The organism is Herbaspirillum sp. Her2, assembly GCF_057961375.1.
In genome coordinates this window covers 3,778,654-3,801,055 of the sequence record NZ_CM176331.1, presented here as the reverse complement: position 1 = coordinate 3,801,055, position 22,402 = coordinate 3,778,654, and the positions used below count along the sequence as shown (strand labels likewise).

Here is a 22,402-nt window from a genome sequence, read left to right as displayed (position 1 = left end):
CCTCGTTGTTCAACCCTTAGGAAAGGATCTGACATGTTCCTGAAACGTGTTATTCAAACCGCTGCCGGCGCGCTGTTGCTGTCGGCTTCCCTGGCCGCTTCGGCCCAGACCGCGATCTGCTACAACTGTCCGCCCGAGTGGGCGGACTGGGCTGCGCAGATCAAGGCCATCAAGGACAAGACCGGCATCACCGTGCCGCCCGACAACAAGAACAGCGGCCAGGCCCTGGCCCAGCTGACGGCCGAGAAGGCCAGCCCGGTGGCTGATTTCACCTACCTGGGCGTGTCCTTCGGCATCGAAGCGAAGAACAAGGACCTGGTGGCCGCCTACAAGCCGGCCCACTGGAACGATATCCCCAACGGACTGAAGGATCCTGACGGTTACTGGGTCACCATCCACTCCGGCACCATGGGCATCATGGTCAACGTCGATGCCTTGAAGGGCAAGCCCGTGCCCAAGTCCTGGGCCGACCTGCAGAAGCCCGAGTACAAGGGCCTGATCGGCTATCTCGACCCGGCTTCGGCCTTCGTCGGCTATGTCGGCGCGGTGGCGATCAACCAGGCCATGGGCGGTACGCTGGACGATTTCTCGCCGGCCATCACCTTCTTCAAAAACCTGCAGAAGAACCAGCCCATCGTGCCCAAGCAGACTTCCTATGCACGCCTGATCTCGGGTGAAATTCCCATCCTGCTGGGCTATGACTTCGACGCCTATCGCGCCAAGTACAAGGATCACGCCAACGTGGCGTTCGTGATTCCCTCGGAAGGCACCGTCACCGTGCCCTACGTGGTCTCGCTGGTGAAGAACGGACCGCACCAGGCTGAAGCGAAGAAGGTGCTGGACTTCCTGCTGTCCGACCAGGGCCAGGCGATCTGGGCCAATGCCTACCTGCGCCCGGTGCGTGCGGCGGCGATGTCGAAGGAAGCCGAAGCGCGCTTCCTGCCGGCCTCGGAATACGCCCGTGCCAAGGCGGTGGACTACGGTAAGATGGCCGAAGCCCAGCGCAAGTTCGGCGAGCGCTACCTGGCCGAAGTACGCTGAATGCAGACCGCAGGAGCAAGCATGAAGAGCATGATTCCCCCGGCGTCCGGCGCGCCGGCCCCGCTGGCCGGCCAGCCGCCGGCGGCGCGTCCGCGCGCAGCCGGCAACGGTGTCTGGCTGTGGTTCGCCGTCCCCGGCCTGACCCTGTTCTGCGCCTTCTGGCTGCTGCCCATGGTGCGGCTGGTCGGCGTGGGTGCCTCGGGACCGGATGGCGCGATGGCCTATCTGTCGGTGCTGACCAACCGCCATTACTTCACCAGCCTGATGTCCACGCTGGCGCTGTCGGCAGTGGTCACGGTCGCCACGCTGGCCATCTCGGTGTTCGTCGGCTTGTTCCTGCAACGCAATCGTTTTCCTGGCCAGTCGGTGTTGCTGGCCATGCTGACCTTCCCGCTGGCGTTTCCCGGCGTGGTGGTCGGCTTCATGGTCATCATGCTGGCCGGACGCCAGGGGCTCATCGGTGCCTTCACCAACTGGCTCTTTGGCGAATCGCTGGTGTTCGCGTATTCGCTGGCGGGGCTGTTCCTGGGTTACCTGTATTTCTCGATTCCGCGCGTGATCCTCACTGTCGTGGCTGCCGCTGAAAAACTCGATCCCTCGCTGGAAGAAGCGGCACGCTCGCTCGGTGCCAAGCCGTGGCAGGTGCTGCTGCACGTGGTGCTGCCCGCACTGCTGCCGGCGCTCATTTCATCGGGGGCGATCTGCTTTGCCACCAGCGTCGGTGCCTTCGGGACCGCCTTCACGCTGGCGGCCAATATCGATGTGCTGCCCATGACCATCTACAACGAATTTACGGGCTACGCCAACTTCGCCACGGCGGCCTCGCTGTCCATCGTGCTGGGCCTGATCACCTGGGCGGTGCTGGCACTGGCGCGTTCGCTCACCGGCAGCGGCGTGGCCGCTGCGGCATAAGGAAGAGCCATGCAAAATCGTTTCCGTTTTTACCTGCAGCTGGGATTCACGCTGCTGGTGTGCGCCTTCCTGGTGGTGCCGGTGGTGCTGTCGATGCTGGCCGGCGTGACCGAAAATTTCTTCGTTGGCTTGTCCAGCGGACTGACGCTGCGCTGGGTGGCCCAGGTGTGGGAGATGTACCAGCCCACCATCTGGCGCTCGCTCATCATCGCGCTGGCCTGCCTGGCGGTGACCCTGGTGGCCGGCGTGCCGCTGGCCTACATGCTGGCGCGCTATCGTGGCGGCCACAGCCGCCTGGCGCGCGTCATCGAAGAGTTGCTCATGATGCCGGTGGCCGTGCCGGGCCTGGCCACCGCACTGGCGCTGATCATGGCTTATGGCCAGTTGCGCGGGTTCCGCGCCAGCATTCTCTTCATCCTGGTCGGCCACGTGATCTTCACGCTGCCCTTCATGGTGCGCCCGGTGCTGGCGGTGATGCAGTCCTCGCAGCTGGCCCAGCTGGAAGAAGCCGCCGCCAGCCTGGGGGCGGGGCGGATGCGCCGCTTCTTCGGCATCGTCATTCCCAATGCCGCCTCGGGCATCCTGGCCGGGGCGCTGATGGTGGTCACGCTTTCCATCGGCGAATTCAACATCACCTGGATGCTGCACACGCCGCTGACCCAGACCCTGCCGGTGGGCCTGGCCGATGCCTATGCATCGATGCGGCTGGAGGTGGGGTCGGCGTATACGCTGATCTTCTTTTTCATGATCATTCCGCTCCTGATCGGCATGCAGTGGGCGACCCAGGCAACACGCAAGAAAGTCAGTCTATGAAGCCCAAGCAAGAAGCCGTTTCCATCCGCCTGCAGCAATGCGCCAAGTCCTTCGCCAATGGCACGCGTGCGCTGCAGCCGCTGGACCTCGATATCCATCCCGGTGAAACCCTGGTCCTGCTCGGTCCCTCGGGCTGCGGCAAGACCACCACGCTGCGCATGATCGCCGGGCTGGAGTTTCCCGATGAAGGCGGGCGCGTGTTCTTCGGCGACGAAGACGTGACCGCACTGCCGATTGAAAAGCGTGGCGTGGGCATGGTGTTCCAGAACTATGCGCTGTTCCCCAACATGAGCGTGGGCGAGAACATCGCCTATGGCATGAAGATCCGCAAGATCCCCGCCGGCGAACGTGCCGAGCGCGTCGAGCGCCTGCTCGAGATGGTGCATCTGCAAGGCCTTTCGCATCGCCGCGTGGACCAGCTTTCGGGCGGCCAGAAGCAGCGTGTGGCCCTGGCGCGCGCACTGGCGATGGAGCCGCGCGTGCTGCTGCTGGACGAACCGCTGACGGCACTCGATGCCAAGCTGCGCGAAGCTGTGCGCAGTGACCTCAACAAGCTGCTGCGCAGCCTCGGCATCACCGCCATCTATGTCACCCACGACCAGGGCGAGGCCATGGCGCTGGGCGACCGCATCGTGGTCATGGAACGCGGCAAGATTTCGCAGATCGGTACCCCGCGCGAGATCTACTATCATCCCGCCAATGACTTCGTGGCCGATTTCATCGGGGCGATGAATCGCGTGCAAGGTATCGTTTCGGGAGATAGATTGCTGTTGCCCACAGGGAGCCTGCCGTTGCTCGACAAGCTCGATGCGGCCCAGCAGGGGCAGCAGGCCTGTGCCCTGTTCCGTCCCGAAGATGTCGAGGTGGTGGATGTCACCGAAGCCGATGCGCAGTGCGTGCGCGGCAAGCTGCTCAACACTTTCTTCCTCGGCGACCGTACCCGTTTTGAAATCGAAATTGGCACCGAACGCCCGGTCATTGCCGAGACCAGCCGCCGTGGCTGGTGGGAAGCCGGCCAGCAGATCGCCATCCGCGTGCCGGCCGAAGCACTGGTAAAACTGGCACCGCGTGCCGAGAAGGAGACCGCATGATCCTGGGACAGATTTCCGACCTGCACATCAAGACCGATGGCAAGAAATCCTATCGCGTGGTGGATACCGCCGAAGCACTGCGCCGTTGCGTGCGGCAGGTCAATGCCTTGAAGCAGAAGCCGGACGTGCTGGTCATCACCGGCGACCTGGTGGACTTCGGCAAGCCCTCCGAATATGCCTGCCTGCGTGACTTGCTGGCACCGCTGACCATGCCGTACTACCTGTTGCCGGGCAACCATGACGAGCGCAATGCGCTGCGCGCGGCCTTCCCGGAGCACACCTATCTGCAGCAGGGCGGCGAGCGCATCGAGTATGTGATCGAGGATCATCCGGTGCGCATCATCGCGCTCGATACCGTGATTCCGCGCGCCAGCGGCGGCGCACTGGCCGCCTCCAGCCTGTTGTGGCTGGATGAGGTGCTGGCCCAGCAGCCGGAACGGCCGACCGTGATCGCCATGCATCATCCGCCCTTTACCACCGGCATCGGGCACATGGATGACATGGGGCTGGCCGATCCGCAGGCGTTGGAGGCGGTGGTGCGCAAGCATCCGCAGGTTGAACGCATCCTGTGCGGCCACCTGCATCGCTCCATCCAGCGCCGCTTTGGCGGGACGCTGGCCACGACTTGTCCGGGCGTGTCACACCAGGTGCAGCTGGACCTGGATCCGCAAGCACCTTCCTGCTTCGTCATGGAGCCGCCGGGATTCCAGTTGCACTGGTGGGATGCGGCTGCGCAGAGCCTGGTCAGTCATACGGCCTTCATCGGGGAATTCGATGGGCCGTACCCGTTTTATGATGGGGATGAGTTGATTGATTGATCGATTGAACGATCGATCGCTTGGTTGATTGATCTCTTTGAGAGATCAATCAGGGCCGCCGCAGCGATGGGGGAGATGAATGGAAAACGGCAATATCACTTCCACACCAGCGCAATGACCGGCGGCTCGCCATAATCCTCGCAGCGGTCATTGATGGCCGTGCAGCAGAATTCCACATCCTCCACCAGGTCTGGCAGGCGCTGGTGCAGGTCGGCGCTGTGGCTGATCTCGATGGTCAGCACTTCCTTGGGCTTGAGCCTGAACTTGCACATGCCGTCCTCATCACGCAGATAAGACAGGCAATCGACCCAGGCATCCATGCTGCGGCCATAGAAATCCGGGAAGCCGAAGGCGGCTGCGCTCTCGGTATGGAAACTGTCCCAGTCGGTGATGCGGTCGCCCGCCAGTTGTACGGTGGCCATGCCTGCTCTCTTTCAGTTTGCTTGTCTGTTGCTCTTGCCGCCGCCCTTGGGGTCGGTGACGAAACCCAGCTTGGTCAGCCCCGCACCCTGCGCGGCCGACATCACTTCGGCGATCATTTCATAGCGGGTCGACTTGTCGGCGCGCAATTGCAGCTCGGGCTGCGGTTTCTTGGCCGCAGCAGCCGCCAGACGCGCATCCATGTCCGCTTCGCTGACCGGCTGGTCGTTCCAGTACAGCTTGCCGGCGGCATCGATGCCCAGGGTGATGGTCTCCGGTTTTTCCGGGGCCGGGTTGGACTGCGCGGTGGGCAGGTCCAGCTTCAGGGCGTGGGTGAACATGGGCGCGGTGATGATGAAGATCACCAGCAGGACCAGCATCACGTCCACCATCGGGGTGACGTTGATGTCGGCCATCGGGGCCGAGTTCTGGTTGTCGTTGAATCCGCCGAAACTCATGTGGGACTCCTCTCGGATCGGGTGTCGAAAAAATTATTTGCGCATGCCGCCGACGCGCTCGCCGGTGGTCAGGTAGGCATGCAGGTCATGTGCGAAGCCATCCAGTTCGGCCAGCACCACGCGGTTGATGCGGGTGAAGGCGTTGTAGGCCAGCACGGCCGGGATCGCTACCAGCAGGCCCAGCGCGGTCATGATCAGCGCCTCGCCCACGGGACCGGCGACCTTGTCGATCTGCACCGTGCCGCTGGCCGAGACCGCCACCAGCGCGTGGTAGATGCCCCAGACGGTACCGAACAGGCCCACGAAGGGCGCGGTCGAGCCGACCGAGGCCAGCAGCGTCAGGCCGCGTTCCAGCCGCGCCGAGACGCGGTTGATTTCGCGGCGCAGGGTGCGGGTGATCAGTTCGCCCGGATCGGTCGCGGCGTTGAGCGACGGCGTGCCCTGTTGGCGCGTGCCGATGTCGGCCGCTTCGGCGGCACGCTCGGCCATGGGGGTGTAGATCTGTTCGCTGTCCAGGCGCTGCATGGCGGCGGTGGCGTCGGCCAGGGTCGGGGCCTGCCAGAATTGTTCGAGGGCATTGCTGCCACGGCGGATGCGCCAGGCGGCCCAGGCCTTGGAGAGGATGTAGAACCAGCTGGCGATCGACATCAGCAACAGCAGATAGGCCACCGAGTGCGAAACGGCATCGCCTTGGGCCCAGTAGTGGGCAAATCCAACGTTCTGTTCCATGGTAGGTGCTTTCGGGAAAGACGCCGCGCGCGCGCGGCAGGGAGTCAATGACGGTTGGTTGGGGGTGAGTCGCTTGGAGCGGCGGACCCCAAAAAAATTCGCTGCCGGACCTGGTGGGGCGCGGCAGCGTCGGGCATTTCCTGTGATTGCGGGCTCGGCTTACTTGAAGCCCAGCACATCCTGCATGTCATACAGGCCGGTGTCCTTGTCGGCCAGGAAGCGTGCGGCGCGCAGGCTGCCCATGGCGTACGACACGCGGCTGGAGGACTTGTGCGAAATCTCGATGCGCTCGCCGATGCCGGCAAACAGGACCGTGTGGTCACCGATGATGTCGCCGCCGCGCACGGTGGCAAAACCGATGGAGGACGGATCGCGCTCACCGGTAACGCCTTCGCGGGCGTAGACGGCGACGTCGTCGAGCTTCTTGCCCAGCGCATCGGCGATGACTTCGCCCATCTTCAGCGCAGTGCCCGAGGGAGCATCGACCTTGTGGCGGTGGTGGGCTTCGATGATCTCGATGTCGTAGCCGTGCGAGAAATTCTTGGCGGCCAGTTCCAGCAGCTTCAACGTGACGTTGACGCCCACGCTCATGTTGGGCGCGGCCATGACGGCGGTGCGCTTGGCGAATTCGGCGATGGCGGCTTTGCCTTCGGCCTCGAAACCGGTGGTGCCGATGACGACCTTCACGCCGTGGGCGGCGCAGTATTCCAGGTGCTTGAGCGTGCCTTCCGGACGGGTGAAATCGATCAGCACGTCAGCACCGGCCAGGCCGCGTGCCAGCTCGGATTCGATGATCACGCCGGTGGTCTTGCCCAGGAACAGGCCGGCATCGGTGCCGATGGCAGGCGAGGCGGGCGTATCCAGGGCGCCGGAGAGGTGCAGGCCCTCGGCGTTGAGGATGGCTTCGATCAGCATGCGGCCCATGCGCCCGGAGGCGCCGGTCACCGCGATATTCAGTGCAGTCATGTAAAACTCGGAAGAAAGAAGTGCGAAGGACGGGGCTTGCCTGGCTTACTTGTTGGTGGCCGAGGAAGGCGCCACCGGCGAGGCGGGCTTGATCTCGCTGTCGTCCTTGGGTTTGTCGCTGAAGCCGGCCTTGGAACCGACCTTGGCGTCAGTGATCAGGGTCAGGTATTCGCTTTCGGTGGGCAGGTTCTGGCCGCCTTCGACGTGATCCAGCAGGTCATCCTTGAAGAACACCGAGACGCGGCTGGTCATGATCTCGCCGTTGCCCTTGGCCAGACGGAAATCGTAGTCCCAGCGGTTGCTGTGGAACATGTCGGTCAGCAGTGGCGTGCCCAGCACGAAGCGCACCTGGTCGCGTGTCAGGCCGGGGCGCAGTTGCGCCACCATTTCCTTGGAGACGAAGTTGCCTTGCTGGATGTCGATGCGGTAGGGCTTGAAGAAGCCGAACAGGCTGTTGCTCTTGCCGGTCACCTTCACGCCCGAGGTATCGGTGGGTGCTGCCTGTTCCGGTGCCTTGGTCGAGGAGCAGCCGGCCAGCGAGACGGCCAGTGCAGTCAGGACGCCGATGGCGGTGGTGTGATGACGGGACTTCATTCGGGAAAGCATGCGCATAAAGATTTCAACCGGGTTGAGCCATGAGCCTAAAGCGCTATATGATAAGCTAGAACTTACTTCTTAAATAGGCATGAGTGCGTTCCGGGTGTAAAAGGGCGTTCCCCACCGCCCCGCCGGAACGGTCCGCCAGGTCTTCCCAGTGGACCGCCGCGCCTGTTCGAGACCAGTAAAACCCGGGAACCCACTCTACCATGCCGAACAATCCATCCGAACTGAAGGCCAGCGGCCTGAAGGCGACCCTGCCGCGCCTGAAGATCCTCGAAATCTTCCAGAACACCTCCGTGCGCCACTTGAGCGCCGAAGACGTCTACAAACAATTGCTGTCCGACAACCTCGACGTCGGCCTGGCCACCGTCTACCGCGTGCTGACCCAGTTCGAACAGGCCGGCCTGCTCCAGCGCAATCACTTCGAGACCGGCAAGGCCGTCTTCGAACTCAACGAAGGCTCGCACCACGACCACCTGGTCTGCCTGGATTGCGGCAAGGTCGAGGAATTCTTCGACGCCGAAATCGAGAAGCGCCAGCTCAAGATTGCCCAGGAGCACGGTTTCGAGATCGCCGACCATGCCCTGGCCCTCTACGGTCATTGCAAAAACTGCAAGAAAGTGAAGAAGTAAGTTTGCTTTCGCTTGCCTGGCTTGATTCCGGCAAGGCTGCATGAAGGAAAATGTAAAAAAGCCATGTGAGGTCTCACATGGCTTTTTTGCGTCCTGGCGCGATGGTTGTGCTGGCAGCGATCAGTGCTGGCTCAAGGCGCTGGAAAGCAGCTTGGCCGTGATATCGACGATGGGAATGACGCGTTCGTAGGCCATGCGGGTCGGTCCGATCACGCCCAGAGTGCCGACGATGCGGCCGTTGACCTCGTAGGGGGCGGTGACGATGCTCATGTCGTCCATCGGCACCAGCTGGGATTCTCCGCCGATGAAGATCTGTACGCCCGTGGCCTTGCTGGACACATCCAGCAGCTGCAAGAGCCCGGTCTTCTGCTCGAACATGTCGAACAGGCGGCGCAGTGAATTCATGTTGGAGGAGAGGTCGGTCACCGACAGCAGGTTGCGTTCGCCGGAGATGACCACGTTGTTGTCGGCCTCTTCGTTCATGGCGTCGCTGCCGGCTTCGACGGCGGCCTGCATGAGCGCGGTCATGTCGTCGCGCAGCTGGCGCAGTTCGCCCTGCAGGTGGATGCGCACCTGGTCGAAGGACTGGCCGGCGTAATGCTGGTTGATGTAGTTGGCGGCCTGGGTCAGCTGGCTCGGGGTGTAGTCGACGTCGGTCAGGAGCATGCGGTTCTGCACGTCGCCGCCCTGGTCGACGATGACCAGCAGGATGCGCTTTTCCGACAGCCGCAGGAACTCGATCTGCTGGAACATCGATTCGCGCTTGGGCGTCATCACCACGCCGGCGAACTGCGACAGCGAGGACAGCACCTGGGCCGCATTGGTGATGATCTTCTGGGGCGAACCGCTGTGCTGCAGGCGTGCCTGCAGGCGGCCTTCGAGGGCGCTTTCGTCGATGGCCTCGACGGTGAGCAGCGTGTCGACGAACATGCGATAGCCGCGCGGCGTGGGCACGCGGCCGGCCGAGGTGTGCGGGCTGGCGACGAAGCCCATCTCTTCGAGATCGGCCATGATGTTGCGGATGGTCGCCGGCGACAGTTCCAGGCCCGACAGTTTCGACAGGGCGCGCGAGCCCACTGGCTGGCCGTCGGCGATGTACCGTTCGACCAGGGCCTTCAGGAGTGTGCGGGCGCGGTTATCGAGTTGCATGGGGCATATTCTAGCGGCATATCCGGTAAATGTGACGGCCGCATCAGTTCTTCCAGAAATTGAACAAAGGGTCAGGCTTGCGCCTGCAGCCAGTCGTGCAGCTCATGCAGGTCGCGGCAGATGGCGTCGGGCGTGATGCCTTCGGGCAGGGTGCGGTCGAAACGGTTCATCCATACTGCCCGCAAACCGGCCCGCTGCGCACCTTGCACGTCCAGCAGCGGATCGTCGCCCACATAGACGGTGGCTGCCGGGGCGACCTGCAGTGCCTCGCAGGCGGCGTGGAAGATGGCCGGATCCGGTTTGGCGCGGCCGAAGCGATGGGCGGCAATCGAGACCCCGAAGTGCCCGGCCAGGCCGATGCGCTCCAGATCGGCAAAGCCGTTGGAGACCGAACCCAGCGTGAGTTTGCCCTTCATGCGCAGCAGCGCCGGTTCGACGTCATCGAACAGCGCCACCGTGCTGCGCGCTTCGGAGAACAGGGCCATGGCCGGGTCGACCAGCGCCAGGTCCACGTCATGCTCGCGGAAGACCTCGGAGAGCGCCGTGTGGCGCAGCTTCCAGAGGTCGATGCGATACATCGGGTCGGTCTTCATCAGGGCCATGCGGCGTTCGCGCAGGCCGGCAATGGTATGGGTGGCCACCACGGCGGGTGCATGCTCGCGCAGCCAGTCGTAGAGCAGGCCTTCGGCACGTACCAGCACCGGTTCGATGGCCCACAGGGTATCGTCGAGATCGAACAGGACTGCCTCGATGGGGGAGGGAGCGGGCGAGGAGGGCAGGGAGGAAGCGCTTGGTTTCATTACAATGTCATCTCAAATTATGGTCTAATCCGCAGCATGTGGCCCATCAAATTACCCGTTCAGGCAGCCGTACCCAAAACCGTCGCCATCGTCGGCAAGTTCCAGGCCGTCGGCATCGCGCAGATCTTGTCGGACATCGCGGTGTTCCTGGAGTCGCATGGCCACACCGTGGTCTTCGAGTCCGAGACCGCCGAGAACATCGCCCTGCAAGGCTATGACAGCATGACGCCCGAGCAGATCGGGCATCACGCCGACGTGGCCATCGTGGTCGGCGGCGACGGCACCATGCTCGGCATCGCGCGCCAGCTGGCACCCTACAACGTGCCGCTGATCGGCATCAACCAGGGCCGCCTGGGCTTCATCACCGATATCGCCCAGGACCGCATGATACCGGCTCTGGCCGACATGCTGGAAGGCAAGGTCGAAGCCGAGTCGCGTTCGCTGCTGGAAGCGCGGGTCTACCGCGAGGGCAGCGAGATTTTCCGGGCGCTGGCCCTGAACGATGTGGTGGTGGCGCGCGGCTCCACCTCCGGCATGGTCGAGCTGCGGGTGGAGGTCGATGGCCGCTTCATGTACAACCAGCGTTCCGATGGTCTCATCGTGGCCACGCCCACCGGTTCCACCGCCTATGCTCTGTCGGCCGGTGGCCCCATTCTGCATCCCAGCCTGCACGGGATCGTGATGGTGCCGATTTCTCCGCATTCGCTGTCCAACCGGCCCATCACGCTGTCGGATTCCTGCGAGATCGTGATCCAGGTGGTGGCCGGGCGCGAGGTCAGCGCCAACTTCGACATGCAATCCTTGACCAGCGTGCTGCATGGCGACCGCATCGTGATCCGCCGTTCGGCGCACAAGATCACTTTCCTGCATCCCGAGGGCTGGAGTTATTTCGATACCCTGCGCGAGAAGCTGCACTGGAATGAATACCCCTCCATAGAAGGCCGATTACAATAAGCGCGCATCAAGCCCGGCCTTCGCGTGCCGGCCCGCTTGAGCCTACTGGCCTGTCCGTCCAACCCGCTGCGAGACCACCATGCTGCGTACCTTAACGATTCGCGACTTCGTGATTGTCGATGCCATCGAGCTCGAATTCGCGCGCGGATTCTCCGTCTTCACCGGCGAAACCGGCGCCGGCAAATCCATCCTCATCGATGCCCTGGCACTGGCCATGGGCGGACGGGGCGATCCCAGCGTGGTGCGCGAGGGCGCGGCCAAGGCGGATGTGAGCGCCGATTTCACCGCCACGCCGGAAGTGATGGCCTGGCTGGACGAACACGAATTCAGCGGCGAGCACGACGGCGTGCTGCTGCGCCGGGTGATCGACAATGCCGGCCGCAGCAAGGCCTACATCAACGGCAGCGCCGCCACCGCCGCGCAATTGCGCGAAGTCGGCGAGATGCTGGTGGACATCCACGGCCAGCACGCGCACCAGTCGCTGATGAAGGCCGATGCCCAGCGCCAGTTGCTGGACAGCCAGGCCGGTCTGCTGGAACCTGCGCGCGAGGTGGCTGCCGCCTACAAGACCTGGCGCGCCCTGGCCCGCCAGCGTGAGCAGTTCGAGCAGGATGCGCGCAATGTGCTGCTGGAGCGCGAGCGCCTGGAGTGGCAGGTGGCCGAGCTGCACAAGCTGGCCGTCAAGCCCGGCGAATGGGCTGACATCAGCACCGAGCACAGCCGCCTGTCGCATGCTGCTGCGCTCATTGGTGGCGCGCAGGAGGCGCTGGGCGTGATCTCGGAATCGGAGTCGCCGATCCTCTCGCAACTCTCCTCGATCACGCAGAAGCTGAGCAAGCTGGTCGATGTCGATACTGCCTTGAAGCCGGTGCTCGACGCGCTGGAACCGGCGCAGATCCAGCTGCAGGAAGCGGTCTATGCCTTGAATGATTATCTCGGCCGCGTTGAACTCGATCCCGCGCGCCTGCAGGAAGTGGAAGAGCGCCTGGAAGCCATCCATTCGACCGCCCGCAAATTCCATGTGCAGCCCGATGAGCTGCCCGAGGAGCATCGCAAGCTCTCCGAAGAATTGAAGCAACTGGCCGATGCCAGCGACCTCGATGCTCTGCGCGCGCAGGAAGACAAGCTCAAGCAAGCCTATCTGGCGCAGGCGCAGAACCTCTCCAAGGCGCGCGCCAAGGCAGCGGCCGCATTGGGCGAGGCGGTCACGGCCGCCATGCAGGATCTGTCGATGGCCGGTGGCCGTTTCGAGATCGCGCTCAATGAAGTGGAGCCGGCGGCATACGGCCTGGAACAGGTGGAATTCCTGGTGGCCGGCCACGCCGGCGTGGCACCGCGCGCCTTGGCCAAGGTGGCCTCGGGCGGTGAACTGGCGCGCATCTCGCTGGCCATCTCGGTGATCGCCTCGGCCGCCACCACGGTACCGACCCTGATCTTCGATGAAGTCGACAGCGGCATCGGCGGTGCCGTGGCCGAAGTGGTCGGACGGCTCTTGAAGCGTCTCGGCCAGGAACGGCAAGTGCTGTGCGTGACGCACTTGCCGCAGGTGGCCAGCCAGGCCAACCAGCACTACCAGGTCAAGAAGCGCAGCGAGGGCGGCAAGACCCTCTCCGACATCGACGGGCTGGACCCCAAGGCACGCGTGGAAGAAATCGCCCGCATGCTGGGCGGACTGGAAATCACGGCCACCACGCGCAAGCATGCGCGCGAGCTGCTGGCTTCCTGATCGCCCTCACACCAAGAACATCAAGAAACCCAAGCTCAACGACCATGCCCTTCCGCAAAGAACCTCCCTACACCCACGGCAGCCCGGCCTCCACCGCCGTGGTGCTGGTCAATCTCGGCACGCCCGATGCGCCCAATGCAGGCGCGCTACGACGCTACCTCAAGCAATTCCTGTCGGACCCGCGTGTAGTGGAAATCCCGCGTGCGGTGTGGTGGTTCATTCTCAACGGCATCATCCTGCCCTTCCGCTCCTCCAAGTCGGCCGAGAAATACGCCAGCATCTGGACCGAGGAAGGCTCGCCGCTGCGCGTGCATACACAGCGCCAGGCCGCTGCGCTGGCGGTGCAACTGGCCGGGCGCGGCCATCATCAGTTGCAGGTGGTGTATGCCATGCGCTATGGCACGCCTTCGCTGCCCGAAGTGCTGGACCAGCTGAAGCAACAGGGCTGCACGCGCATCCTGGTGCTGCCGGCCTATCCGCAGTATTCGGGCACGACCACTGCTTCCATCTTCGATGCCGTCTTCGACCATTACCGCCTGGTGCGCAACATTCCCGAGCTGCGCCTGATCCGCAACTATCACGACCAGGATGCCTACATCCAGGCGCTGCGCCAGTCGGTGCTGGATCACTGGGACCTGCACGGCCGGCCAGACAAGCTGCTGATGAGCTTCCACGGCGTGCCCAAGCGCACGCTGATGCTGGGCGATCCTTACCATTGCGAGTGCTACAAGACCGCACGCCTGCTGGCGCAATCGCTGGGGCTGACCGATGAGCAGTACCAGGTCACCTTCCAGTCGCGCTTCGGCAAGGCCGAGTGGCTGCAGCCTTACACCGCGCCCACCGCCCAGGAACTGGGCCGGCAGGGCGTGCGCCGCATCGACGTGATGTGTCCCGGTTTCACCAGCGACTGCCTGGAAACCCTGGAAGAAATCGCCATGGAAGTGAAGGAAGACTTCCTGCACGCAGGCGGCAAGGAGTTTCACTTCATCCCCTGCCTGAATGAATCACCGGCCTGGATCAACGGCATGGTGGAGATCGTCGAGCAGCACCTGGCCGGCTGGCCGACCATGAGCAATGCCGCCTCCCGCGAAGAGATGGCGCGCCAGCAGGCGATCGCCGCAGAGCGGGCAAAGGCACTCGGCGCGGATCGCTGATTTTTCAGGAAGCTTCATATCGGCCGCCGACCTCGGGCGGCCAACCGACGTCAGCCTGCTAAAATGGCGGGCTGAACGCCTTTACTGTCGCCGATGTTGTCTGTCCGGCAACGATCTTGCCTGGTGCAGGGCGACCAGATTGTTCATACAAGAAAAAAACCGGGGGTAGCGGCGCTCAGAGCGTGTATTCGCTCACCAGATGCGTATAGCTGATCCAGGCGGTAGCCAGCAGGCTGTACAGGGCAACGAAGATAATGGCCGCAATCAGTGGCAGTTTCATGATGACACCTTGTTGGCGCGACAAGCGATGAGGGGAAGTGGGAATGCCGTCAAACGAGCCTGCCCCAAAGGGCGGGAACTCGAATTCAGTTTAGGTCGAGGTCGAATTAACTTGAAGTCAGACCCCGTAATTTCTGTAAGCGCGCGTAACATTTTTCTTCTTGAAATCGCATAAACAGGCAAAAAGTCGCCGGAAAGTGCCAAAAAGCCCTTGAAAAAGCAGGGACATGCCCTACTTGTGCCGCATCCCTTGGCGGACGGCGCTTCACATCAGGCTGCCGCACGCACGTAAATCATTGATTTGTTGGAGGTAATTCAGGAATGCAAGACATGGAAAAACAGGAAAACCCATCCGTCCAGCAAGACAACCAGGCTGCTGACGCCGCTGCTGCTACCGCCGCCGAGCAGGCTGCTCCGGCTGCCGCTGCCGAGCCCACGCTGGAAGACAAGCTGGCCGCAGCCGAAGCCCGTGCTGCCGAGATGCAGGACGCCTTCCTGCGTGCCCGTGCCGAAGGCGAGAACATCCGCCGCCGTGCTCAGGAAGACATCGCCAAGGCCCACAAGTTCGCCATCGAGGGCTTCGCCGAGTCGCTGCTGGCGGTCAAGGACAGTCTGGAAATGGCCCTGAAGATCGAAAACGCCTCGCTGGAATCGCTCAAGGAAGGCGTGGACATGACCTTGAAGCAACTCTCCTCGGCCTTCGAGAAGAACAAGCTGCAGGAAGTCAGCCCGCAGGCCGGCGAGAAGCTCGACCCGATGAAGCACCAGGCCGTCTCGGCCGTGCCGGCCGAGCAGGAAGCCAACACGGTGGTTGCCGTGCTGCAAAAAGGCTATATGATTTCCGACCGTCTGCTGCGTCCGGCGCTGGTGACGGTGGCCCAGGGAAAGTAAGCGGACCGGCGCCGGAAGGAGAAAGAGGCAAACGGCATCATTTTTGCTTCATCCGGTGGTTTCGGCGCTTGAAAGTCAGTCTTTCCTCCACATATTCAAACCATTCAAAACACCTGTAGCCCGACATCCAGGGCTGAAAGAACGAAGGAAAAATCATGGGAAAAATCATTGGTATTGACCTGGGCACCACCAACTCTTGCGTTTCCGTCATGGAAGGCAACCAGCCCAAGGTGATCGAGAACTCCGAAGGCGCGCGTACCACGCCTTCCATCATTGCGTATCAGGAAGACGGCGAAATCCTGGTCGGCGCTCCCGCCAAGCGCCAGGCCGTCACCAACCCGAAGAACACCATCTACGCCGCCAAGCGCCTGATCGGCCGCAAGTTCACCGAGAAGGAAGTGCAGAAGGACATCAACCTGATGCCCTACCAGATCGTGGCCGCCGACAACGGCGACGCCTGGATTGGCGTGCGCGACAAGAAGCTGGCCCCGCCGCAGATTTCCGCTGAAGTCCTGCGCAAGATGAAGAAGACCGCCGAAGACTACCTGGGCGAAGAAGTCACCGAAGCCGTCATCACGGTGCCGGCCTACTTCAACGACGCCCAGCGCCAGGCCACCAAGGACGCCGGCCGCATCGCCGGCCTGGACGTCAAGCGCATCATCAACGAGCCGACCGCAGCGGCACTGGCGTTCGGCCTGGACAAGGCTGAAAAGGGTGACCGCAAGATCGCCGTGTATGACCTGGGCGGCGGTACTTTCGACGTGTCCATCATCGAAATCGCTGACGTCGATGGCGAAAAGCAGTTCGAAGTGCTGTCCACCAACGGTGACACCTTCCTGGGCGGCGAAGACTTCGACCAGCGCCTGATCGACTACATCATCGAGGAATTCAAGAAGATCAACGGCCTGGACCTGTCCAAGGACGCCATCGCCCTGCAGCGCATCAAGGCCTCGGCCGAACGCGCCAAGATCGAGCTGTCGTCCTCGCAACAGACCGAGATCAACGAGCCTTACATCGCCATGGCCAATGGCGCACCGGTCCACCTGAACCTGAAGATCACCCGCGCCAAGCTGGAGTCCCTGGTGGAGGAACTGATCGCCAAGACCATCGAACCCTGCCGTACCGCCATCAAGGATGCCGGTGTGAAGGTGTCTGACATCGACGACGTGATCCTGGTCGGCGGCATGACCCGCATGCCCAAGGTCATCGAGAAGGTGAAGGAATTCTTCGGCAAGGATCCGCGCCGTGACGTGAACCCCGACGAAGCCGTGGCCGTCGGTGCCGCGATCCAGGGTTCGGTCCTCTCGGGCGACCGCAAGGACGTGCTGCTGCTGGACGTGACCCCGCTGTCGCTGGGTATCGAAACCATGGGCGGCGTCATGACCAAGATGATCAAGAAGAACACCACCATTCCGACCAAGTTCAGCCAGGTGTTCTCCACTGCCGACGACAACCAGCCGGCCGTGACCATCAAGGTCTACCAGGGCGAGCGTGAAATGGCCGTGGGCAACAAGGCCCTGGGCGAATTCAACCTGGAAGGCATCCCGCCGGCACCGCGCGGCACCCCGCAGATCGAAGTGACTTTCGACATCGACGCCAACGGCATCCTGCACGTGGGCGCCAAGGACAAGGCCACCGGCAAGGAAAACAAGATCACCATCAAGGCCAACTCCGGCCTGAATGAAGAAGAGATCGAAAAGATGGTGCGCGACGCCGAAGCCAACGCCGAGGAAGACAAGCGCCTGAAGGAACTGGCCGAGACCCGCAACCAGGGTGATGCGCTGGTGCACTCGACCAAGAAGGCCCAGGGCGAATACGGCGACAAGCTGGAAGCCGGCGAGAAGGAAGTCATCGAAGCCGCCATCAAGAACCTGGAAGAAGCCCTGAAGGGTGACGACAAGGCCACCATCGATGCCAAGACCGAAGCCCTGTCGACCGCGGCGCAGAAGCTGGGCGAGAAGATGTACGCCGACCAGCAGGCGCAAGCCGCTGCCGCCGGTGGTGCTGCGGGCGCCGCAGGTGCTCAGGCCGGTGCCGCCGGTGCAGCCCCGAAGGACGACAACGTGGTCGACGCCGACTTCAAGGAAGTGAAGTAATCCGGGACTGACGCCTCGTTTCATCGGAGGTCAGCGCTCGCGCCCGGGTGCGGTTTTTCCGCAGCCCGGGCGGATTTTTGAGAAGCATCCACCCGGCCGGGTTGTTTTTTCGGCCAGGCCGGTACGCCGAGTCCGCAGTCAAAAGCTGAACTCGGCTTTTTCACATTGTTGGTTTCCGGTCGTGCTTGCGCGGCCGCAGATGCAGGCCATCGCAGCAGCGACGGAACACAATAACAAGGTGGGTTATACAACATGGCAAAACGCGATTTTTACGAAGTGCTCGGACTGGCGAAGAACGCCAGCGACGACGAAATCAAGAAGGCTTATCGCAAGCTGGCGATGAAGTACCATCCTGACCGCAACCCGGACAGCAAGGGCGCGGAAGACAAGTTCAAGGAGGTCAAGGAAGCCTACGAGATGCTGTCGGACCCGCAGAAGCGCGAGGCCTACGACCGCTACGGCCATGCCGGCGTCGACCCCAACATGGGTGGCGGCGGCGGTGCCGGCGCGGGTGGCTTTGCCGATGCCTTCGGCGACATCTTCGGCGATATCTTTGGCGGCGGCGGTGGCCGCGGCCGCAGCTCCGGCCCGCAGGTCTATCGCGGCGCCGACCTGCGCTACAACCTGGAAATCACGCTGGAACAGGCTGCGCACGGCTTCGACACCACCATCCGTGTGCCGTCCTGGGACCAGTGCGATACCTGCCACGGCAGCGGCGCCAAGCCCGGCACCTCGCCGGTCACTTGCACCACCTGCGGCGGTCATGGCCAGGTGCGCATGCAACAGGGCTTCTTCAGCATCCAGCAGACCTGCCCCAAGTGCCACGGCAGCGGCAAGATCATTCCGGAACCCTGCACCACCTGCGCCGGTGCCGGACGCATCAAGCGCAACAAGACGCTGGAAGTGAAGATCCCCGAAGGCATTGACGACGGCATGCGCATCCGTTCCTCCGGCAACGGTGAGCCGGGCGTCAATGGCGGTCCCCCGGGCGACCTGTATGTGGAAATTCACATCAAGCCGCACGACGTGTTCCAGCGCGATGGTGACGACCTGCATTGCGAGATGCCGATCTCCTTCGCCAAGGCGGCACTGGGTGGCGAGATCGAAGCTCCCACGCTCAACGGCAAGGCGTCCTTCTCCATTCCCGAAGGCACCCAGAGCGGCAAGACCTTCCGCCTGCGCGGCAAGGGCATCAAGGGTGTGCGTTCCGGTTACGCGGGCGACCTGTTCTGCCACGTCGTGGTGGAGACCCCGGTCAAGCTGACCGATCGCCAGAAGGAACTGCTGCGCGAGTTCGAGCAGCTCACCACCGAAGGCGGCGCCAAGCACAGCCCGCAGACCAAGACCTGGAAGGACAAGGTCAAAGAATTCTTCGAGTAATCAGCAGCATCTGCATCATCGGCAGCAAAGCAAAAGGCCAGCGATCTCGCTGGCCTTTTTCTTGTCCACAGCCTGAATCAAGGCCTCAGAAGCAATGCTCCTGTGCCGGGAAGCTGCCATCCTTCACGGCCGCCACATAGTGGCGCACCGCCTCCTCGATGCCGCTGGCCCCGTCCATGAAGTTGCGCACGAAGCGGCTCTTGTGGCCCGGGAACACGCCCAGCATGTCATGCATCACCAGCACCTGGCCCGAGCAATCGGGGCCGGCGCCAATGCCGATGGTGGGGATGGCCAGGCGGTCGGTCACTTCCTTGCCCAGCGTGGCCGGCACCGCTTCGATGACCACCAGCGAAGCGCCCGCCTGCTGTACCGCCAGCGCATCCGCATGCAGCTGCGTGGCGCCATCGCTGGTCTTGCCCTGCACCTTGAAGCCGCCCAGCTGGTGCACTGACTGCGGCGTCAGGCCAATGTGCGCGCACACCGGGATGCCGCGCTCGGTGAGGAACTTGATGGTATCGGCCAGCCACACGCCGCCTTCCAGCTTGACCATCTGCGCGCCCGCCTGCATCAGCTGCGCGGCGTTGCGGAAGGCTTCCTCGCGGGTCGGGTAGGTGCCGAAGGGCAGGTCGGCGATGATCAGCATGGTGCGGGTGCCGCGCGCGACGGCCGCCGTGTGATAGGCCACATCCTGGATCGTCACCGGCAGGGTCGAATCATGGCCCTGGCAGACCATGCCCAGGGAGTCGCCGATCAGCACCGTTTCCAGCCCGGCGCGCTCCATGAGCGTGGCGAAGCTGGCGTCATAACAGGTCAGCATGCTGATCTTGTCGCCCTTGGCGCGCATCGCCTGCAGGGTGTGGGTGGTCACCGGCTTGGCGCGTGCCGCGCCCGATTCCTGAAGATAGCCTGCCATGAAAGATTCAACCTCCGTGATTGAGAAAGGCGCGCGGCCCGTGCATCTCCTGGATGTGCTGCAGCAGGATGGCCAGATCGGCATCGCTGTGGGCCGGATCCAGATGCTCGGTGTTGACGGTCAGTACCGGCGCGTCTTGGTAATGATAGAAAAATTGACTGTAGCACTCCGACAGCCGTTGCAGGTAATCCAGGGAGATGGCTTCCTCCATGGCGATCCCCCGCGTTGTGATGCGCGTTTGCAAAACATCGGCCGGTGCCTGCAGGTGGATCACCAGGTCCGGCACCCGCGCCTTGGGCTGCAACTGGCGATACAAGGCGTCATAAAGCGCCAGTTCATCGCCGGCCAGGGTCAGCTGGGCGAACAGGATGTTCTTTTCCAGCATGAAGTCGGCAATGAAGCGTCCCTCCAGCTGCGCCGGATCCAGCGGTGCCTGCAACTGCCCCATGCGCTGCAGGAGGAAAAAAACCTGGGTCTGGAAGGCATGCCGTGCAGCATCCCGGTAAAACTCGGCCAGGAAGGGATTGCCTTCCGGCTGCTCCAGCACGGCCTGTGCGCCCCCAGAGCGCCGACAGGCGCGTGGCCAGCGAAGTCTTGCCAGCCCCGATCGGGCCGTCGATTGCGATATAGCGATAGCTTTCCAGTTCCATGGTGTCTTTCCCCCGGCACGCCGGGTGCGGCATTGTAGTTGATTTCATTGCGGCCGGCCTGAATGGCCGACCTGGCTTTTTGTTAATTCTTGGCAACTTTTCGATGATTGTCCGTTGGTGCAGACAACTCAACCGGAATTCGGCCTTTATTCCACGCAAGGCGAGACCCGGGCAGCCAGCACAATAGGCTGAGGGTCAGTGCGCGCAGGATAGACCCGTTGCAAGCTGCATTAGTGCCGGGCGGCAGTGGGTGCAGGGGTGCTGAATCGCCTTTGTCGCCGCCAACTTCGCCTGCGCACCGGGCGGTTTTGCCAAAGAAGCGCCCGTAGTTGCCGTAAACACCGTCAAGGGCGGGCTGTGTGCATCGCGATCATGGCCGTGCGCTTTGCCCCGAGCTGACAACAACCAACAGGAAAACGTGGCTGTGAAATCGCTTCGCAATATCTTGCCGATGCTGTGCCTGGTGAATCTGCTGCTGTTCATGATGCTGGCCCAGCACTGGTGGCTGGGGGCACTGGTCGGCCTGCTGATCGGCGGGGCCTTCTACCTGACTTGCCTGCCCGCCCCGGCGGTGCCCGCCATGGCCGCGCCGCAGCCATCCTTGCCACCTGCGGCAGCGCTTGCTGGCGGGCTGCAGAGAGAGCCGGTGATGGCAGCCGAGCCGGCTGGCGCAGTTGCGAGCACCGCGCCACTGGCCGAACTGGTCCGAGAAGTGCTGCCGGTGTGGCAGGGCAATGTGCAACTGGCGCGGGCCCAGACGCAATCGGCCATCGACGGCTTGACGGCCCGCTTCGTCGGCATCCACGAGCGCCTGGGCGGCGCACTGGACCCCGCCCGACATAGCGCCAACGGCGAGATCCTGCAGACCGTGCAGCACGCTGCTGAACAATTGGGTGCGATTGCCTCGGCGCTGGAAGGCATGCTGGCCTCGCGCCAGGTGCTGGTGACCAAGTTCGACAGCCTGATGGCGGCCAATGACGAGATTCGCCGCCTGGCCCAGCAGAACGAGCAACTGGCCGGCCAGACCGGCGTGACCGATCTGCTCAGCGACGAGCAGAGCTGGCAGGAACTGGCCGAGCGCTCGGCCGAGAACAGCCGCCAGATCGCTGCCCGCGCCAAGAGCGCGCGCCAGCAGATCATGGCGGCCATCGGTGCCACCGGGGATGCGGCTGATACCGAAGGCATCGCCGAAAACTCGCGCGCCGTGATCGACCAGATCATCGCCGACTTCCGCCACTCCGCCATGAAGCTCACCACGACCATGGAAACGCTGGAAGACGAAGGCCGCGAAGTCGACCGCGAAGTGTGCGACATCCTGGTCCACCTGCAATTCCAGGACCGCATCAGCCAGATCCTGGATCACGTGCAGCAGGACATCCTGCGCCTGCGCAACGCGGCCGCCGAGGCGCGGGCGCTGCCCTCGCCGCAGCAGTGGCTGACTGATCTTGAAAAGACCTATACCACCCAGGAACAACGCCAGATGCATGCCGGCCAGCAGGGCCATCCCGCGCCACCGTCGCAGGTGGATTTTTTCTGAGATCACGAGGCACCGAGATGGAAAAATGCATATTGATCGTCGACGATTCCTTCAGCCTGCGGCAGACCATCACGGCAGCCCTGAAGAGCGCCGGCTATCAGGTCGAAGAAGCGGCTGACGGCCTGGAAGCGCTGAAGAAACTGGATGGCCGCAAGTTCAATCTGGTCATTTCCGACCTCAACATGCCCAATCTGGATGGGCTGTCCTTCGTGCGCGAGATGAAGCAGATGCCTGCCTACAAATTCACCCCCGTCATCATGCTGACTACCGAAAGCAGCGAAGCGCGCAAGCAGGAAGGCAAGGCCGCCGGCATCCGCGCCTGGGTGCACAAGCCCTTCCTGCCGCCGGTGCTGCTCGATGCCGTAGCCAAGCTGGTACAGCCGTGAGCCATAC

At 63.1% G+C, this 22,402-nt stretch carries 22 protein-coding genes and 1 pseudogene; 14 read left to right on the top strand and 9 right to left on the bottom strand.

Going from position 1 to position 22,402, the window contains the following annotated elements:
• Positions 1-33: 33 nt before the first annotated feature.
• Genes ACWHXP_RS17275 through ACWHXP_RS17255 form a run of 5 tightly spaced genes read left to right on the top strand, consistent with a single transcriptional unit; the run spans position 34 to position 4,675 of the window.
• Positions 34-1,041 carry an ABC transporter substrate-binding protein gene (locus tag ACWHXP_RS17275; RefSeq protein ID WP_034338144.1) on the top strand — a complete coding sequence of 336 codons (1,008 nt, stop codon included), beginning with the start codon at positions 34-36 and terminating at the stop codon, positions 1,039-1,041.
• A 21-nt stretch (positions 1,042-1,062) separates the two neighbouring features.
• Entirely contained in the window at positions 1,063-1,953 is an 891-nt protein-coding gene (locus ACWHXP_RS17270) for an ABC transporter permease (RefSeq protein WP_489635460.1), read from the top strand.
• Between the two features lie 9 nt (positions 1,954-1,962).
• A complete protein-coding gene (locus ACWHXP_RS17265) occupies positions 1,963-2,766 on the top strand; it encodes an ABC transporter permease (protein WP_134221345.1) in 804 nt (267 codons plus the stop codon).
• Entirely contained in the window at positions 2,763-3,857 is a 1,095-nt protein-coding gene (locus tag ACWHXP_RS17260) for an ABC transporter ATP-binding protein (RefSeq protein WP_034341014.1), read from the top strand. Before ACWHXP_RS17265 ends, ACWHXP_RS17260 begins: the two co-directional genes overlap by 4 nt.
• Positions 3,854-4,675, top strand: a complete 822-nt coding sequence (locus ACWHXP_RS17255) for a phosphodiesterase (RefSeq protein WP_489635461.1) — start codon at positions 3,854-3,856, stop codon at positions 4,673-4,675. The genes ACWHXP_RS17260 and ACWHXP_RS17255 overlap by 4 nt, the downstream gene beginning before the upstream one ends.
• A 95-nt stretch (positions 4,676-4,770) precedes the next feature.
• Here ACWHXP_RS17255 and ACWHXP_RS17250 read toward each other — a convergent pair whose 3' ends face one another.
• The 5 genes from ACWHXP_RS17250 to ACWHXP_RS17230 all read right to left on the bottom strand — a co-directional run bounded on the left by ACWHXP_RS17250 (position 4,771) and on the right by ACWHXP_RS17230 (position 7,842).
• Positions 4,771-5,097: a barstar family protein gene (locus ACWHXP_RS17250; protein ID WP_489635462.1), complete on the bottom strand. Its 327-nt coding sequence runs from the start codon at positions 5,095-5,097 to the stop codon at positions 4,771-4,773.
• Positions 5,098-5,109: 12 nt separating this feature from the next.
• A complete protein-coding gene (locus ACWHXP_RS17245; protein WP_134135514.1) occupies positions 5,110-5,553 on the bottom strand; it encodes an ExbD/TolR family protein in 444 nt (147 codons plus the stop codon).
• A 33-nt stretch (positions 5,554-5,586) separates the two neighbouring features.
• A complete protein-coding gene (locus ACWHXP_RS17240; RefSeq protein WP_034341031.1) occupies positions 5,587-6,282 on the bottom strand; it encodes a MotA/TolQ/ExbB proton channel family protein in 696 nt (231 codons plus the stop codon).
• A 159-nt stretch (positions 6,283-6,441) separates the two neighbouring features.
• Positions 6,442-7,248, bottom strand: coding sequence for a 4-hydroxy-tetrahydrodipicolinate reductase (gene dapB, locus ACWHXP_RS17235; protein WP_039786793.1), 807 nt, complete (start codon positions 7,246-7,248; stop codon positions 6,442-6,444).
• 45 nt (positions 7,249-7,293) lie between these two features.
• Positions 7,294-7,842, bottom strand: coding sequence for an outer membrane protein assembly factor BamE (locus ACWHXP_RS17230; RefSeq protein ID WP_489635463.1), 549 nt, complete (start codon positions 7,840-7,842; stop codon positions 7,294-7,296).
• 212 nt (positions 7,843-8,054) lie between these two features.
• Here ACWHXP_RS17230 and fur point away from each other — a divergent pair, with 212 nt between their 5' ends.
• Complete coding sequence (gene fur / locus ACWHXP_RS17225) at positions 8,055-8,480, top strand: ferric iron uptake transcriptional regulator (protein ID WP_034341048.1); 426 nt, start codon at positions 8,055-8,057, stop codon at positions 8,478-8,480.
• 120 nt (positions 8,481-8,600) lie between these two features.
• On the opposite strand, the gene hrcA is transcribed toward fur, so the two are convergent.
• Both hrcA and ACWHXP_RS17215 read right to left on the bottom strand, forming a co-directional pair.
• Positions 8,601-9,629, bottom strand: a complete 1,029-nt coding sequence (hrcA, locus tag ACWHXP_RS17220; RefSeq protein ID WP_034341051.1) for a heat-inducible transcriptional repressor HrcA — start codon at positions 9,627-9,629, stop codon at positions 8,601-8,603.
• 71 nt (positions 9,630-9,700) lie between these two features.
• Positions 9,701-10,429 (bottom strand): HAD family hydrolase, encoded by a 729-nt coding sequence (locus ACWHXP_RS17215; protein WP_489635464.1) that lies wholly within the window; start codon positions 10,427-10,429, stop codon positions 9,701-9,703.
• Between the two features lie 36 nt (positions 10,430-10,465).
• Here ACWHXP_RS17215 and ACWHXP_RS17210 point away from each other — a divergent pair, with 36 nt between their 5' ends.
• The 6 genes from ACWHXP_RS17210 (at position 10,466) to dnaJ (ending at position 18,909) form a co-directional block, all read left to right on the top strand.
• Complete coding sequence (locus ACWHXP_RS17210) at positions 10,466-11,383, top strand: NAD kinase (protein WP_039785185.1); 918 nt, start codon at positions 10,466-10,468, stop codon at positions 11,381-11,383.
• A gap of 79 nt (positions 11,384-11,462) precedes the next feature.
• On the top strand, positions 11,463-13,109 hold the full coding sequence (recN, locus tag ACWHXP_RS17205; RefSeq protein ID WP_489635465.1) for a DNA repair protein RecN: 1,647 nt from the start codon (positions 11,463-11,465) through the stop codon (positions 13,107-13,109).
• A gap of 44 nt (positions 13,110-13,153) precedes the next feature.
• Positions 13,154-14,263, top strand: a complete 1,110-nt coding sequence (gene hemH / locus ACWHXP_RS17200; RefSeq protein WP_489635466.1) for a ferrochelatase — start codon at positions 13,154-13,156, stop codon at positions 14,261-14,263.
• 600 nt (positions 14,264-14,863) lie between these two features.
• A complete protein-coding gene (gene grpE, locus ACWHXP_RS17195) occupies positions 14,864-15,433 on the top strand; it encodes a nucleotide exchange factor GrpE (protein ID WP_489635467.1) in 570 nt (189 codons plus the stop codon).
• A 155-nt stretch (positions 15,434-15,588) separates the two neighbouring features.
• The gene (dnaK, locus tag ACWHXP_RS17190; RefSeq protein WP_489635468.1) at positions 15,589-17,529 is read left to right on the top strand and encodes a molecular chaperone DnaK; all 1,941 of its coding nucleotides are present in this window, start codon (positions 15,589-15,591) and stop codon (positions 17,527-17,529) included.
• A 252-nt stretch (positions 17,530-17,781) separates the two neighbouring features.
• Positions 17,782-18,909, top strand: coding sequence for a molecular chaperone DnaJ (gene dnaJ, locus ACWHXP_RS17185; protein ID WP_121042964.1), 1,128 nt, complete (start codon positions 17,782-17,784; stop codon positions 18,907-18,909).
• Between the two features lie 85 nt (positions 18,910-18,994).
• On the opposite strand, the gene panB is transcribed toward dnaJ, so the two are convergent.
• Positions 18,995-19,822, bottom strand: a complete 828-nt coding sequence (panB, locus tag ACWHXP_RS17180) for a 3-methyl-2-oxobutanoate hydroxymethyltransferase (protein WP_121042966.1) — start codon at positions 19,820-19,822, stop codon at positions 18,995-18,997.
• Positions 19,823-19,829: 7 nt separating this feature from the next.
• Positions 19,830-20,472: pseudogene (locus ACWHXP_RS17175) on the bottom strand (deoxynucleoside kinase).
• 424 nt (positions 20,473-20,896) lie between these two features.
• Between ACWHXP_RS17175 and ACWHXP_RS17170 the strand changes: the two are divergent.
• A complete protein-coding gene (locus ACWHXP_RS17170) occupies positions 20,897-22,009 on the top strand; it encodes a chemotaxis protein (RefSeq protein WP_134135500.1) in 1,113 nt (370 codons plus the stop codon).
• 17 nt (positions 22,010-22,026) lie between these two features.
• Complete coding sequence (locus ACWHXP_RS17165) at positions 22,027-22,395, top strand: response regulator (RefSeq protein ID WP_039785198.1); 369 nt, start codon at positions 22,027-22,029, stop codon at positions 22,393-22,395.
• Positions 22,396-22,402: the final 7 nt, after the last annotated feature.

Excerpts from the sequence above, each read along its gene's own strand:
- ACWHXP_RS17275 (WP_034338144.1), top strand. The coding sequence starts at position 34 with ATGTTCCTGAAACGTGTTATTCAAACCGCTGCCGGCGCGCTGTTGCTG.
- ACWHXP_RS17270 (WP_489635460.1), top strand. The coding sequence starts at position 1,063 with ATGAAGAGCATGATTCCCCCGGCGTCCGGCGCGCCGGCCCCGCTGGCC.
- ACWHXP_RS17265 (WP_134221345.1), top strand. The coding sequence starts at position 1,963 with ATGCAAAATCGTTTCCGTTTTTACCTGCAGCTGGGATTCACGCTGCTG.
- ACWHXP_RS17260 (WP_034341014.1), top strand. The coding sequence starts at position 2,763 with ATGAAGCCCAAGCAAGAAGCCGTTTCCATCCGCCTGCAGCAATGCGCC.
- ACWHXP_RS17255 (WP_489635461.1), top strand. The coding sequence starts at position 3,854 with ATGATCCTGGGACAGATTTCCGACCTGCACATCAAGACCGATGGCAAG.
- ACWHXP_RS17250 (WP_489635462.1), bottom strand. The coding sequence starts at position 5,097 with ATGGCCACCGTACAACTGGCGGGCGACCGCATCACCGACTGGGACAGT.
- ACWHXP_RS17245 (WP_134135514.1), bottom strand. The coding sequence starts at position 5,553 with ATGAGTTTCGGCGGATTCAACGACAACCAGAACTCGGCCCCGATGGCC.
- ACWHXP_RS17240 (WP_034341031.1), bottom strand. The coding sequence starts at position 6,282 with ATGGAACAGAACGTTGGATTTGCCCACTACTGGGCCCAAGGCGATGCC.
- dapB (WP_039786793.1), bottom strand. The coding sequence starts at position 7,248 with ATGACTGCACTGAATATCGCGGTGACCGGCGCCTCCGGGCGCATGGGC.
- ACWHXP_RS17230 (WP_489635463.1), bottom strand. The coding sequence starts at position 7,842 with ATGAAGTCCCGTCATCACACCACCGCCATCGGCGTCCTGACTGCACTG.
- fur (WP_034341048.1), top strand. The coding sequence starts at position 8,055 with ATGCCGAACAATCCATCCGAACTGAAGGCCAGCGGCCTGAAGGCGACC.
- hrcA (WP_034341051.1), bottom strand. The coding sequence starts at position 9,629 with ATGCAACTCGATAACCGCGCCCGCACACTCCTGAAGGCCCTGGTCGAA.
- ACWHXP_RS17215 (WP_489635464.1), bottom strand. The coding sequence starts at position 10,429 with ATGAAACCAAGCGCTTCCTCCCTGCCCTCCTCGCCCGCTCCCTCCCCC.
- ACWHXP_RS17210 (WP_039785185.1), top strand. The coding sequence starts at position 10,466 with ATGTGGCCCATCAAATTACCCGTTCAGGCAGCCGTACCCAAAACCGTC.
- recN (WP_489635465.1), top strand. The coding sequence starts at position 11,463 with ATGCTGCGTACCTTAACGATTCGCGACTTCGTGATTGTCGATGCCATC.
- hemH (WP_489635466.1), top strand. The coding sequence starts at position 13,154 with ATGCCCTTCCGCAAAGAACCTCCCTACACCCACGGCAGCCCGGCCTCC.
- grpE (WP_489635467.1), top strand. The coding sequence starts at position 14,864 with ATGCAAGACATGGAAAAACAGGAAAACCCATCCGTCCAGCAAGACAAC.
- dnaK (WP_489635468.1), top strand. The coding sequence starts at position 15,589 with ATGGGAAAAATCATTGGTATTGACCTGGGCACCACCAACTCTTGCGTT.
- dnaJ (WP_121042964.1), top strand. The coding sequence starts at position 17,782 with ATGGCAAAACGCGATTTTTACGAAGTGCTCGGACTGGCGAAGAACGCC.
- panB (WP_121042966.1), bottom strand. The coding sequence starts at position 19,822 with ATGGCAGGCTATCTTCAGGAATCGGGCGCGGCACGCGCCAAGCCGGTG.
- ACWHXP_RS17165 (WP_039785198.1), top strand. The coding sequence starts at position 22,027 with ATGGAAAAATGCATATTGATCGTCGACGATTCCTTCAGCCTGCGGCAG.